Below are 12320 nucleotides of genomic sequence, written 5' to 3'. Positions count from 1 at the left end.
TACCGATCGGATCGACAGACAAATGCCAAGCGTCGGCCCGGGTCAGCCGATGCAGCGTGCGGCGGAGGTGGCCTGGCTGGGCGGGGCGGAACGGGTGCGGATGCGCCGGAGCCGCCAACAGGAGAACGCGAAGATGAACTGGGCGGTGACACGAATCGGCGGGCGCTTCCACTACGGATGGCTCGCGGCGGCGGTGGTATTCCTGATCCTGCTGGCAGCGGCCGGCACGCGCGCGACGCCGAGCGTGCTGATGGTGCCGCTCGAGCGCGAGCTCGGCTGGAGCCGCGCGGCGATCTCGCTGGCAATCTCGGTGAACATCGCGCTGTACGGACTGACGGGCCCGTTCGCGGCCGCCGCGATGCAGCGCTTCGGGCTACGCCCGACGATTCTCGTCGCGCTTGTGACGATGAGCGCGGGCGTCGCGCTGTCGTCGATGATGACGCAGAGCTGGCAGATGGTGGTGATCTGGGGCCTGATGGTCGGCTGCTCGACGGGCGTCGTCGCGCTGACGCTGTCCGCAACCTTCGTCACGCGCTGGTTCCATGCGCGGCGCGGCCTCGTGATGGGGATCCTGACCGCGAGCACGGCCACCGGCCAGCTCGTGTTCCTGCCGATGCTCGCGGCGATCGCGCAGCGCCATGGCTGGCGGCCGGTCGTGCTGGTCGTCGCGGTCGCGGCCGCGATCGTGATTCCGCTCGTGGCGTTCCTGTTGCCCGAACGGCCGGCCGACTTGCAACTGCGCCCGTACGGCGAGCCGGCCGATGCGCCGCCCGCGCCCGAGGCGGCGAAGGAGAACCCGCTCACGGTCGCGTTCCGTACGCTGCTGACGGCGAGCCGTTCGCGCGATTTCTGGCTGCTGTTCTTCAGCTTCTTCATCTGCGGTGCGAGCACCAACGGTTACGTCGGCACGCACCTGATCGCGATGTGCAGCGATTACGGGATGACGGAAGTGCAGGGCGCATCGCTGCTCGCCGCGATGGGCGTATTCGACCTGTTCGGCACGACGCTGTCGGGCTGGCTGTCCGACCGTTACGACAATCGCGTGCTGTTGTTCTGGTACTACGGGCTGCGCGGGTTGTCGCTGATCTACCTGCCGCACGCGTTCGGGATCGATTTCTTCGGGCTGCCGCTGTTCGCGATGTTCTACGGCCTCGACTGGATCGCGACCGTACCGCCGACCGTGCGGCTTGCGACCGACGTGTTCGGCAAGGCCGCGGCGCCGGTCGTGTTCGGCTGGATCGTCGCCGGCCACCAGCTCGGCGCGGCGTTCGCGGCGCTCGGCGCCGGGCTGCTACGCGCGAGCCTCGGTACCTACACGATCGCGTCGATGATCTCGGGCGGGCTGTGCATCGTCGGCGCGCTGATCGTGCTGCGGATCAACCGCGGCCCGTCGCGCGCAGCCGCGCAGGCGGCCTGAGCGCGGCAATCCGGTGGCCCGGCTGGCCGCGCCGCGGGCCGCCGGCCAATGCACGCACGCAGATTTGCATAGCGCGGGAGGATCGGGCGCGCATCGGCTCAAGCGGGTATGCTTGCGGTTCGCCAGGCGTTCGCGCCCCTTCATCGATGTCAGCGAGGATCCGCATGTCCGTCAAACCTGCTCCCACCACTGTTTCGATTCACGATCTGATCGCGGGCCGCTGGAGCCCGCGCGCGTATTCGGATGAACCCGTCAGCGCCGGCGATCTGCACGCGGTATTCGAAGCCGCCCGCTGGGCGCCGTCCGCGTACAACGCGCAGCCGTGGCGTTTCATCGTATTCGACCGCACGCAGGACGAAGACGCGTTCAAGCGCGCGTTCGCGACGCTGGTGCCGTTCAACCAGGGCTGGAATGCGCCGGCGCCCGTGCTGATCGCGGTGACCGCGCATACGCTCACGTCGAAGGGCGAACCGGCGCCGACCGCGCTGTACGACGCGGGCGCCGCCGCGATGTCGCTGGTGCTGCAGGCGCACGCGCTGGGCCTGGCTGCCCACCAGATGAGCGGCTTCGACGCGAAGGCGTTCCGCGACGCGTTCGCGATTCCGGCCGACGTCGCGATTCCGGCGATCATCGCGCTCGGCCACTACGGCAACGTCGACAAGCTCGATCCCGTGCTGCGCGATCGTGAGAAGGCGCCGCGCACGCGTCATGCGCTCGGCGAGGTCGTCTATGCGAGCGCGTGGAAGAAGGGCTTCGACGCGGCAGCCTGACCGCCAGGCGGGCGGGCTGCGTCGCGCGTCCCGCCCCGCGTGTCTCCCGGCGCGCCAGGCTGCGTGCCGTCGCGATCGGGGCTCGTTGCGCGGCACCGATGGCCAGCCCCGGTTGTGATCCCGCGGGCTTCATGTTAAAAAGCCCGTCCTTTCCGTTTTCGCGCCGGCCCTGCTGCGGCAACTTCCCATGACTTACTGCGCGATCGATTTCGGCACGTCCAATTCCGCCGTGGCGCTGCCCGACGGCGACGGCATGCGCCTCGCGCCCGTCGAGGGCGACCACCTGACGCTGCCCACCGCGATCTTCTTCAACAATGACGAAGAGACGGTCGAATACGGCCGTGCGGCGCTGGCTTCCTACATCGACGGTTTCGACGGCCGGCTGATGCGCTCGATGAAGAGCATCCTCGGCTCGCCGCTCGCGGAAACGACGACCGATCTCGGCGACGGCAGCGCGATCGCGTACACCGAAATCATCGCGCGCTTCCTGACGCACCTGAAGCGCAAGGCCGAAACCCGCGCGGGGGCGCCGATCGGCCGTGCGGTGCTCGGCCGGCCCGTGTTCTTCGTCGACGACGATCCGCGCGCCGACCGCCTCGCACAGGATCAACTCGAAGCCGCCGCGCGGTCGGTCGGCTTCGCGGACGTGCAATTCCAGTACGAACCGATCGCGGCCGCGTTCGACTACGAATCGCGCCAGCAGGCGGAGCGGCTCGTGCTCGTCGCCGACATCGGCGGCGGCACGTCCGACTTCTCGCTGGTGCGCGTCGGGCCCGAGCGGATGGCGCGGCTCGAGCGCAAGGACGACGTGCTGGCCCACCACGGCGTGCACGTCGCGGGCACCGACTACGACCGGCGTGTCGAGCTGGCGGCGATCCTGCCCGCATTCGGCTACCGTTCGCTCGACCCCGAAGGGCGCGAGCTGCCGAACAAGATCTACTTCGATCTCGCCACCTGGCACCTGATCAACACGGTCTACACGCCGAAGCGGCTCGGCGAGCTGAAGCTGATGAAGCACCTGTATCGCGAGGTGCGGCAATACGACCGGCTCACGAGCGTGGTCGAACAGCGGCTCGGACATGCGCTGATGGCGCGTGCGGAAGAAGCGAAGATCGGCGTCGCGGCGGGCGGGGAGACGATGATCGACCTGAACGACGTGGAAGAGGATCTGCAGATCGCGTTCGATGCCGGCCGCCTCGTCGACGCGAGCCACGACGACACCGCGCGCATCGTCGACGCCGCGCGCGAAACGGTGCGGCTCGCGGGCGTTGCGCCGCGCGATGTCGGCGCGCTGTATTTCACCGGCGGCTCGACGGGGCTCGCGTTCCTGTCGGGCGCGCTCGCGGGTGCGTTCCCGGATGCGCAACCGGTGTTCGGCGACCGCCTCGCGAGTGTCGCGACGGGCCTCGGCATTCACGCGCAGCGACTATTCGGTTGAATGCGAGCGGCTAAAAGGCCGCCATGCCGGGCGACCGGCGCTGAAAAACAAAAAGCCCCGCCGAAGCGGGGCTTTTTACACGAATAATCGCGCCAAGCTTAGACCGGACGGATGTTCGCAGCTTGCAGACCCTTCGGGCCCGTCTTCACTTCGAATTCAACCTTCTGGTTTTCTTGCAGCGTCTTGAAGCCTTCGACGCGGATTTCCGAGAAGTGCGCGAACAGATCGTCGCCGCCGCCTTCCGGGGTGATGAAGCCGAAGCCCTTTGCGTCATTGAACCACTTGACGGTACCGGTTGCCATGTTACTTGTTCCTAAAAAGATAAAACGGGGCCGAAGCCCATGGGGTGCGGAAAATCAAGGAAGGGGTAATAGGACCAACCGGAGTACCGTTGATGGGCGAACTACGAAAGAACCAATTCACTCGCCACTTGAAATCCTGCGAAGTCCTTTATACGGCTTATCAACCGCGTGGTCAACCGTATTTCCATTGACTCAGGGTTATTGCGTAGATCAGGTTTACAAAGCTTGCAAACGACGCGAATTTTTTGTAGGGGCCGATCGATTTTGGCGCCACGTTTCAGGTGCAACCGTTAAACTACGCGCCGCGTGGACGGGTTGCCCTGATCGGGTGACTCGCCCCCCCAAAATTGCGTGCGCGGTGCTGTCCGAGCCGATCCCGGACCGCGGGCCGACCATGCTTTTTGAGACACAGGAGAGGATGTGAAGAGTTCTATTCAACGGAACATCGGCCCGTTTGCATTGATGCTGACGGGGCTGGGTTCGATTATCGGCTCGGGCTGGCTGTTCGGCGCCTGGAAGGCCGCGAAGATTGCCGGTCCGGCGGCGATCTGCGCATGGATCATCGGCGCTGTCGTGATTCTTGCCATTGCACTGACGTACGCGGAATTGGGCGCGATGTTCCCCGAGTCGGGCGGGATGGTGCGCTACGCGCGCTACTCGCATGGTTCGCTGGTCGGCTTCATCAGCGCGTGGGCGAACTGGATCGCGATCGTATCCGTGATCCCGATCGAGGCTGAAGCGTCGATCCAGTACATGAGTACGTGGCCGTATCCCTGGGCGCACGCGCTGTTCGTGAACGGTGAGTTGACGGTACCCGGCCTGCTGCTGTCCGCGGTGCTGGTCGTCATCTACTTCCTGTTGAACTACTGGGGCGTGAAGGCGTTTGCCCGTGCGAACACCACGATCACGATCTTCAAGTTCCTGATCCCCGGCCTCACGATCCTCGGCCTGATGCTGACGAGCTACCATCCGGAGAACCTCGGCACGGCGTCGAACGCGACTTTCGCGCCGTACGGCTGGTCGGCGGTGCTGACCGCGGTCGCGACGAGCGGCATCGTGTTCGCGTTCAACGGCTTCCAGAGCCCGGTGAACCTCGCGGGCGAAGCGCGCAATCCGTCGCGCAGCGTGCCGTTCGCGGTGATCACGTCGATCCTGATCGCGCTCGTGATCTACGTGCTGCTGCAGATGGCGTATATCGGCTCGGTGAATCCGGCCGACGTCGCACAGGGCTGGTCGCACTTCAACTTCAAGTCGCCGTTCGCCGAACTGGCGATCGCGCTGAACCTGAACTGGCTTGCGATCCTGCTGTACGTCGACGCATTCGTCAGCCCGAGCGGCACCGGTACGACGTACATGGCGACGACCACCCGCATGATCTACGCGATGGAGCGCAACAACACGATGCCGAAGATGTTCGGCAACGTGCACCCGCTCTACGGCGTGCCGCGTCAGGCGATGTGGTTCAACCTGCTGGTCTCGTTCATCTTCCTGTTCTTCTTCCGCGGCTGGAGCTCGCTCGCGGCGGTGATCTCGGTTGCGACGGTGATCTCGTACCTGACCGGCCCGATCAGCCTGATGGCGCTGCGCCGTGCGGCGACCGACATCGAGCGTCCGCTGTCGATTCCGCTGATGAAGCTGATCGCGCCGTTCGCATTCGTCTGCGCATCGCTGATCCTGTACTGGGCGAAGTGGCCGCTGACGGGCGAGATCATCCTGCTGATGATCGTCGCGCTGCCGGTGTACTTCTACTTCCAGGCGAAGTCGGGCTGGACCGGCTGGGGTGACGACCTGAAGGCCGCCTGGTGGCTGGTCGCATACCTGCCGACGATGGCCGTGCTGTCGCTGATCGGCAGCAAGGAGTTCGGCGGTCACGGCGTGCTGCCGTACGGCTGGGACATGCTGGTCGTCGCGGCAATCGCGCTGGTGTTCTACTTCTGGGGCGTGAGCACCGGCTACCGCACCAAGTATCTCGACGAGCGCGAGTCGCACGACGAGATCCTCGAAGGGGTCGGTGCCTGACGACGCCCGACCTGCCGCCGGAATCGGCGGCGGCAGCCAAGGCAAGAAAAAGCCCGCCCGAGCATCGCTCGGGCGGGCTTTTTCGTTGATGCGGGTGCCGCGCGCCGGTTGGCGCCGTGCCGCTCAGGCGGTCGTGCTCGCGAACACGTAGTTCGTCATCGCGAGCACGCGCTGGTACGTGCCGAGCGACTGGATGCCGAGCTGGTAGTCGTCGTCCGCCGCGCCGAGCGCCGTGAACACCGGCAGCAGATGCTCGTCGGTCGGATGCATCAGCGCCGCGAGCGGCGCCTGCCGGCGGTAGTCGAGCAGGGCGTCGATGTCGCGCGCGGCCAGCTTCGCCTCGAACCAGTCGGTGAATTCCGCGACGCGCGGATCCGCATCCTCCGGTGCCGCACCGAAATCGGCGGCGCGCAGGTTGTGCGTGATCTGGCCCGAGCCGATCACCATCACGCCTTCGTCGCGCAGCGGTCGCAGCGCGCGGCCGAGCGCGAAGTGGTGGGCGGCATCCGCGCGCGGCTGGATCGACAACTGCGCCACCGGCACGTCGGCTTCCGGGAACATCAGCAGCATCGGTACCCACGCGCCGTGGTCGAGGCCGTGCTCGGTCGTCGCGGTCTCGATGCCTGCCGCGTTCAGCAGCCCGGCCGCGCGCTCGGCGACGTCAGGCGCGCCGGGCGCCGGGTAGCGGATGTCGTACAGCGCCTGCGGAAAGCCGTAGAAGTCGTGGATCGTGTCCGGATGCGCGGCGATGCTGGCGACGGGCCGCTGCGTGCCCCAGTGCGCGGACAGCATCAGCACCGCGCGCGGGCGCGGCAATTCGGCAGCGAGGTACGTGAATGCACCGGACGGCAGCGTCGGGTCGATCGGCAGCGTCGGGGCGCCGTGGGACAGGTAGAGCGAAGGCAAGCGGTTCATGGCGGTGGCCTGCAAAGGGATTTGCCAGTGACTATAGGCGCGTACTGCGCATTGATAAATCCACGCTCTGGAATTTGATTGGCGCTTGTTTGTTGATAATCGGGGTGATGTGGCGCACACCGCGGCTGATGGCCGTTGTATTTGTGAAATCGAATGTATTTCGCCGAAAATTCGCGAAGATGCACGCAGATCGAGTCTGCGGGAGTGCGCTTACTGCGCGTGCCGGATGCCGGCCCACGGCGTCGTCAGCGGGGCGTTGAGCGCGAACAGGTCGAGGACGCGCGTGACGGTCTGGTCGACGAGTTCCTCGATCGTCTTCGGCATCGCGTAGAACGCGGGCAGCGGCGGGAAGACGATGCCGCCCATTTCGGTAACGGCCGTCATGTTGCGCAGATGCGCGAGGTTGAACGGCGTTTCACGCACCATCAGCACGAGGCGGCGGCGCTCCTTCAACGTGACGTCGGCGGCGCGCGTGATCAGGTTGTCGGACAGCCCGTGCGCGACGCTGGCGAGCGTCTTCATCGAGCAGGGTGCGATCACCATCCCGTCGGTCGCGAACGATCCCGATGCGATCGTCGCGCCGACGTCGCGCACCGAGTGCACGACGTCCGCGCGGCTTTCGACATCGGTCTTCGACAGCTTCAGTTCGTGCTGGATGTTGAGCCAGCCGGCGTTCGAAATCAGCAGGTGCGTTTCGACGCCGCCGGCGGCGCGCAGCAGGTCGAGCAGCCGTACGCCGTAGATCGCGCCGGTGGCGCCGGTGATCGCGACGATCAGCCGGCGTGGCGGCGCGCTGGGAGATGCCATCGAAAGGGGAGGCTTACGCGGCGGCGAACAGTTGCTGCAGTTCGCCCGACTGGTACATCTCCATCATGATGTCCGAGCCGCCGACGAATTCGCCCTTCACGTAGAGCTGCGGGATGGTCGGCCAGTTCGAGAACTCCTTGATGCCCTGGCGGATCTCGTCGTCTTCGAGCACGTTGACCGTCTTGAACTGGTCGACGCCGCAGGCTTTCAGCACCTGGATGGCGCGGCCCGAGAAGCCGCACATCGGGAATTGTGCGTTGCCCTTCATGAAGAGCACGACCTGGTTTTCGTCGACGATTTGCTTGATACGTTGTTGGGTGTCCATGACTGACCTTGCGTGTTTGCGGGGCGTTAGATCGAAATGATAGCGGATTTCAACCGGGCGGGCCGGGCATCAGCCCGGCAGGCGGCCGCCTGTCGTGCGTTCGATCGCGGCCAGATCGGCGAGCGATTCGACTGCGACGAAGCCGTGCGATGCGAGCAGCGCGCGCACGGCTTCGGCCTGGTCGTAGCCGTGCTCGATCCAGAGCGTGCCGCCCGGTTTCAGATAGGTGCCGGCGCCCGCGACGATCGTGCGGATCGCGCTGAGGCCGTCGGCATCGTCGGTGAGTGCGCCGCGCGGCTCGAAACGCAGGTCGCCTTGAGCGAGGTGCGGATCGTGCTGCGCGATGTACGGCGGGTTGCTGACGATCGTGTCGAATGCGAGCGCCGGCTCGAGCGCCGCGTACCAGTCGCTTTGCAGCCAGTGCAGCGGGCCGCCGGGGCGGTGCGCGTCGAGCAGCTTGCCGGCGTTGCGTTGCGCGACCGCGAGTGCGGCCGGCGAACGATCGAGCGCCCACACGCGCGCATCGGGCCGCTCGGCAGCGATGGAGACGGCAATCGCGCCGCTGCCCGTGCCAAGATCGAGCACGGCCGGATGTGGCAGTCCGTCGATCGCATCGAGTGCGGCTTCGACGAGCAATTCGGTTTCGGGGCGCGGGATCAGCACGTCGGGCGTTACGTCGAACGGCCGGCCGAAGAATTCGCGCATCCCGACGAGCTGCGCGACGGGCTCGCCGGCCAGGCGGCGCGCCTCGAGCGCACGGTAGCGTTCGACCGCGGCCGCGTCGAGCGGCGCGTCGCCGCGCGTGATCAGTTGCGTGCGAGTCCAGCCGAGCGCATGCGCGAGCAGCACGCGCGCATCGACCGGATCGAGTGGTGACGCGCGCAGCAGTTCGTCGGCGGTGGTGTCGGGCATCACGGCCTCAGTCGGCGTCGCCGAGCGACGCGAGCAGCTCGGCCTGATGCTCGCTGACCAGCGCGCTGATCAGTTCGTCGAGATCGCCGTCCATCAGCGCTTCGAGCCGGTACAGCGTCAGGTTGATCCGGTGGTCGGTCATCCGGCCTTGCGGGAAGTTGTACGTGCGGATCCGTTCCGAGCGGTCGCCCGAGCCGATCAGGCTCTTGCGGGTCGCGGCTTCCTTCGCGTGCTGCTCGTGATACTGCTTGTCCTTGATGCGCGCGGCGAGCACCTTCAGTGCGCGATCCTTGTTCTTGTGCTGCGAACGGTCGTCCTGGCACTCGACGACGATCCCGGTCGGGATGTGCGTGACGCGCACCGCCGAATCGGTCTTGTTGATGTGCTGGCCGCCTGCGCCGGACGCGCGGAACGTGTCGATCCGCAGGTCGGCCGGATTGATCTCGACTTCGCCGATTTCGTCGGCTTCCGGCATCACCGCGACCGTGCATGCGGACGTATGGATGCGCCCCTGCGTTTCGGTCGCGGGCACACGCTGCACGCGATGGCCGCCCGATTCGAACTTCAGGCGCGAAAACGCACCCTGGCCCGCGATCCGCACGATCACTTCCTTGTAGCCGCCGAGATCCGACGCGCTTTCCGACATCATTTCGACCTGCCAGCGCTGGCGTTCCGCGAAGCGCAGGTACATGCGCAGCAGGTCGCCCGCGAACAGCGCCGATTCGTCGCCGCCCGTGCCCGCACGGATTTCGAGGAAGATGTTGCGATCGTCGTTCGGATCCTTCGGCAGCAGCATCTTCTGCAGCTCGGTTTCGAGGCGGGTCATGCTCTCGCGCGCGCTGCGGATCTCGTCTTCCGCGAAGTCGCGCATCGACAGATCGCCGAGCAGCTCCTGCGCGGCCGTCTCGTCGCTGCGCGACTGGCGCCACAGCGCGTACTGTTCGACCACCGGGCCGAGTTCCGCATGTTCACGCGTCAGCTTGCGGTACTGGTCGAGGTCGGCCGTGACGTTTTCGCGGCTCAGCAGGTCGTTCAGTTCGGCCAGCCGTGTGGACAGCTGGTCGAGCTTGCGTTGCATGCTCGTCTTCATGGTGTGGAGCGGCGCTCCCGGGCAAGGGGTATTCGGAAAGGATAGACCGGCGCGCGGCCGGCGGCAGGGCGATCGGCCGGCGCTAGTGGCCGGACTGGTCGTTCGAGCGCGGTGCGTGCTGGTAGAAGCCGCGCATCAGGTCGATCAGCGAATCGCGATCGGCCCCGTTCACGCGGTTGAGCGCGCTCGTCGGGCCGTGGATCAGCTTGTTGGTCAGCGCCTGCGACAGCGCTTCGAGCACGGCGGCCGGATCGTCGCCGCGCGCGAGCAGCTTCTGCGCCTTGTCGACTTCGGCCCGGCGCAGCGCGTCGGCCTGCGTATGCATGTGACGGATCACCGGCACGACGCTGCGCGTGTCGAGCCATTGCATGAAATTCTGCACGCGCGTCTCGATGATCGTTTCGGCCTGTGCGACCGCGGCTTGCCGCGATGCGTTGCCTTCGCGCACGATCGCGCCGAGATCGTCGACGGTGTAGAGGAACACATCCTTCAGCTTGCCGACTTCGGGCTCGATGTCGCGCGGTACCGCGAGGTCGACCATGAAGATCGGCCGGTGGCGGCGTGCCTTTACCGCGCGCTCGACGGCACCGAGGCCGATGATCGGCAGCGTCGACGCCGTACACGACACGATGATGTCGAATTCGTGCATGCGGGTCGGCAGGTCCGCGAGCGGCATCGCGCGGCCGTTGAAGCGTTCGGCGAGCCGCTGGCCGCGTTCGGCCGTGCGGTTCGCGACGACGAGTTCGCGCGGGCCTTGCGCGGCGAAGTGCGTCGCGCACAGCTCGATCATCTCGCCGGCGCCGATGAACAGCACGCGCTGATCGGACACTTTTTCGAAGATGCGCTGCGCGAGGCGCACCGCGGCGGCGGCCATCGATACCGACTGCGTGCCGATTTCGGTCGTGCCGCGCACTTCCTTCGCCACCGCGAACGTGCGCTGGAACAGCTGGTTCAGATAGGTGCCGAGCGCGCCGGCTTCCGTCGCGGTGCGGACGGCGTCCTTCATCTGGCCCAGAATCTGCGTTTCGCCGAGCACCATCGAATCGAGGCCGGACGCGACGCGGAATGCGTGCCGGACCGCTTCCGACTGCGGCAGCGCATAGACGTGCGGCGCGAGCTCGTCGACCGGGATCCGGTGATACTCAGACAGCCAGCGGACCGCGCCTTCGCGTGCCGCACGATCGTCGGTCGCGCAATACAGTTCGGTGCGGTTGCAGGTGGAGAGGATCGCCGCTTCGGGCGTATTGGGCGCCTGGGGGCCGAGAAACACGTTTTTGAACGTGACGAGAGCCGGCTTGATCTGCTCGAGCGGAAACGCCACGCGTTCGCGCAAGGCGACAGGCGCAGTGTGGTGATTGATTCCGATCGTGAGGAGTTGCATATCGAGGGCTATCGTTTAGCCCCATATTATAGCGTTTCAGCGATTTCCTCACTCGCCGCATACCGGGCATCAGCGTGCCGGGGCCGGGAATTTGGGGGCTCGATCGGTACGCGGTCGAGCTGATAGCCGTAGCCGTAGAGCGGCAGCAGCCGGTAGCCGCGCTCCGGAAGCAGCTGCAGTTTGCTGCGCAGCCGGGACGCATGGGTATCGAGCGTGCGCGACTTCATGTCGCGGCGTCGCGCCCACACCGTTTCGAGGATATGGGCACGCGACACCGGCCGCGACAGATTCGTGAACAGCAACTGCGCGAAACGGAACTCCTTCGGCGTGAGTGAAACGATTGCGTCGCCGAAGCGAACGAGGCAGTGCGTCGCGTCGAAAGCGTATTCGCCATACATTTCGCGCGAGCGGGTCGGCGGCCGGCGCACGCCGGCGCGCCGGCTCAGCGCGTTGACGCGCGCAAGCAGCTCGGGCCCGCTCACGGGGCGCACGAGGCAATCGTCGGCGCCCGCGTGCAGGCACGATACGATTTCGCTTTCGCGCGGCAACTGCATCACGGCGATGGCCGGCAGCCCGGGCAGGATCGTCTGTGCGCGCGGAATGACTTCCTCGGCCGGCTGGTCGCCGGCCCAGTGGCCGGTGATCAGCATGTCGCAGGTGTTGTCGGCGGCGAGCCACTCGAAGAATGCCGTGCTGGACGGAAACGCGTGGCACACATGACCGCCCGCAAAGAGCAGACGGTTCAGGAGCGCGGCATGACGCGCGTCCGGATCGATCAGCGTGATTCGCATGAGAATTTCTTCAATACGGTAGCCGGTGCGCGCTTGCCATAACGTCGAGTCGGCCCCTACACTCGAATGTTCGCGGTACCCGGCTGGTCTCGGGTTCGATGGATAAATCGATGCTAGCCGCTGGCAACGTTCACGCCTATGGGACGAATCTGA

At 66.3% G+C, this 12320-nt stretch carries 12 protein-coding genes; 4 read left to right on the top strand and 8 right to left on the bottom strand.

Features of this window, described 5'->3' with window-relative positions:
• Positions 1–133 precede the first annotated feature (133 nt).
• From BDO18943_RS18535 to BDO18943_RS18525, 3 genes are all read left to right on the top strand, one after another.
• Entirely contained in the window at positions 134–1417 is a 1284-nt protein-coding gene (locus BDO18943_RS18535) for an MFS transporter (protein WP_089449815.1), read from the top strand.
• 164 nt (positions 1418–1581) lie between these two features.
• Positions 1582–2187, top strand: a complete 606-nt coding sequence (locus tag BDO18943_RS18530) for a nitroreductase family protein (RefSeq protein ID WP_089449816.1) — start codon at positions 1582–1584, stop codon at positions 2185–2187.
• A gap of 187 nt (positions 2188–2374) precedes the next feature.
• Positions 2375–3625: an Hsp70 family protein gene (locus BDO18943_RS18525; RefSeq protein WP_089449817.1), complete on the top strand. Its 1251-nt coding sequence runs from the start codon at positions 2375–2377 to the stop codon at positions 3623–3625.
• A gap of 98 nt (positions 3626–3723) precedes the next feature.
• On the opposite strand, the gene BDO18943_RS18520 is transcribed toward BDO18943_RS18525, so the two are convergent.
• Positions 3724–3927 carry a cold-shock protein gene (locus tag BDO18943_RS18520; RefSeq protein WP_006477070.1) on the bottom strand — a complete coding sequence of 68 codons (204 nt, stop codon included), beginning with the start codon at positions 3925–3927 and terminating at the stop codon, positions 3724–3726.
• A 420-nt stretch (positions 3928–4347) separates the two neighbouring features.
• On the opposite strand from BDO18943_RS18520, the gene BDO18943_RS18515 reads away from it, so the two are divergent.
• The gene (locus BDO18943_RS18515; protein WP_043191605.1) at positions 4348–5946 is read left to right on the top strand and encodes an APC family permease; all 1599 of its coding nucleotides are present in this window, start codon (positions 4348–4350) and stop codon (positions 5944–5946) included.
• Between the two features lie 123 nt (positions 5947–6069).
• Here the strand turns inward: BDO18943_RS18515 and BDO18943_RS18510 are convergent, their stop codons facing one another.
• The 7 genes from BDO18943_RS18510 to BDO18943_RS18480 all read right to left on the bottom strand — a co-directional run bounded on the left by BDO18943_RS18510 (position 6070) and on the right by BDO18943_RS18480 (position 12167).
• Positions 6070–6861: a DODA-type extradiol aromatic ring-opening family dioxygenase gene (locus tag BDO18943_RS18510; RefSeq protein WP_175023515.1), complete on the bottom strand. Its 792-nt coding sequence runs from the start codon at positions 6859–6861 to the stop codon at positions 6070–6072.
• A gap of 210 nt (positions 6862–7071) precedes the next feature.
• Positions 7072–7668, bottom strand: coding sequence for a UbiX family flavin prenyltransferase (locus BDO18943_RS18505; RefSeq protein WP_175023514.1), 597 nt, complete (start codon positions 7666–7668; stop codon positions 7072–7074).
• 13 nt (positions 7669–7681) lie between these two features.
• Positions 7682–7993 carry a Grx4 family monothiol glutaredoxin gene (grxD, locus tag BDO18943_RS18500; RefSeq protein WP_175023513.1) on the bottom strand — a complete coding sequence of 104 codons (312 nt, stop codon included), beginning with the start codon at positions 7991–7993 and terminating at the stop codon, positions 7682–7684.
• Between the two features lie 69 nt (positions 7994–8062).
• Positions 8063–8905, bottom strand: a complete 843-nt coding sequence (gene prmC, locus BDO18943_RS18495) for a peptide chain release factor N(5)-glutamine methyltransferase (protein ID WP_175023512.1) — start codon at positions 8903–8905, stop codon at positions 8063–8065.
• A gap of 7 nt (positions 8906–8912) precedes the next feature.
• Positions 8913–9995 carry a peptide chain release factor 1 gene (prfA, locus tag BDO18943_RS18490; protein ID WP_043191597.1) on the bottom strand — a complete coding sequence of 361 codons (1083 nt, stop codon included), beginning with the start codon at positions 9993–9995 and terminating at the stop codon, positions 8913–8915.
• Positions 9996–10077: 82 nt separating this feature from the next.
• Entirely contained in the window at positions 10078–11376 is a 1299-nt protein-coding gene (gene hemA, locus BDO18943_RS18485; protein ID WP_175023511.1) for a glutamyl-tRNA reductase, read from the bottom strand.
• Between the two features lie 26 nt (positions 11377–11402).
• Complete coding sequence (locus tag BDO18943_RS18480; protein WP_175023510.1) at positions 11403–12167, bottom strand: response regulator transcription factor; 765 nt, start codon at positions 12165–12167, stop codon at positions 11403–11405.
• Between the last annotated feature and the right edge of the window lie 153 nt (positions 12168–12320).

The organism is Burkholderia aenigmatica (assembly GCF_902499175.1).
GTDB lineage: Bacteria > Pseudomonadota > Gammaproteobacteria > Burkholderiales > Burkholderiaceae > Burkholderia > Burkholderia aenigmatica.
The sequence above is the reverse complement of the archived record's forward strand: the minus strand, read 5'-3'. Positions and strand labels throughout refer to the sequence as shown.

What these genes read in the sequence shown, in the direction of transcription:
- BDO18943_RS18535 (WP_089449815.1), top strand. Translation starts at nt 134, where the DNA reads ATGAACTGGGCGGTGACACGAATCGGCGGGCGCTTCCACTACGGATGG.
- BDO18943_RS18530 (WP_089449816.1), top strand. Translation starts at nt 1,582, where the DNA reads ATGTCCGTCAAACCTGCTCCCACCACTGTTTCGATTCACGATCTGATC.
- BDO18943_RS18525 (WP_089449817.1), top strand. Translation starts at nt 2,375, where the DNA reads ATGACTTACTGCGCGATCGATTTCGGCACGTCCAATTCCGCCGTGGCG.
- BDO18943_RS18520 (WP_006477070.1), bottom strand. Translation starts at nt 3,927, where the DNA reads ATGGCAACCGGTACCGTCAAGTGGTTCAATGACGCAAAGGGCTTCGGC.
- BDO18943_RS18510 (WP_175023515.1), bottom strand. Translation starts at nt 6,861, where the DNA reads ATGAACCGCTTGCCTTCGCTCTACCTGTCCCACGGCGCCCCGACGCTG.
- BDO18943_RS18505 (WP_175023514.1), bottom strand. Translation starts at nt 7,668, where the DNA reads ATGGCATCTCCCAGCGCGCCGCCACGCCGGCTGATCGTCGCGATCACC.
- grxD (WP_175023513.1), bottom strand. Translation starts at nt 7,993, where the DNA reads ATGGACACCCAACAACGTATCAAGCAAATCGTCGACGAAAACCAGGTC.
- prmC (WP_175023512.1), bottom strand. Translation starts at nt 8,905, where the DNA reads ATGCCCGACACCACCGCCGACGAACTGCTGCGCGCGTCACCACTCGAT.
- prfA (WP_043191597.1), bottom strand. Translation starts at nt 9,995, where the DNA reads ATGAAGACGAGCATGCAACGCAAGCTCGACCAGCTGTCCACACGGCTG.
- hemA (WP_175023511.1), bottom strand. Translation starts at nt 11,376, where the DNA reads ATGCAACTCCTCACGATCGGAATCAATCACCACACTGCGCCTGTCGCC.
- BDO18943_RS18480 (WP_175023510.1), bottom strand. Translation starts at nt 12,167, where the DNA reads ATGCGAATCACGCTGATCGATCCGGACGCGCGTCATGCCGCGCTCCTG.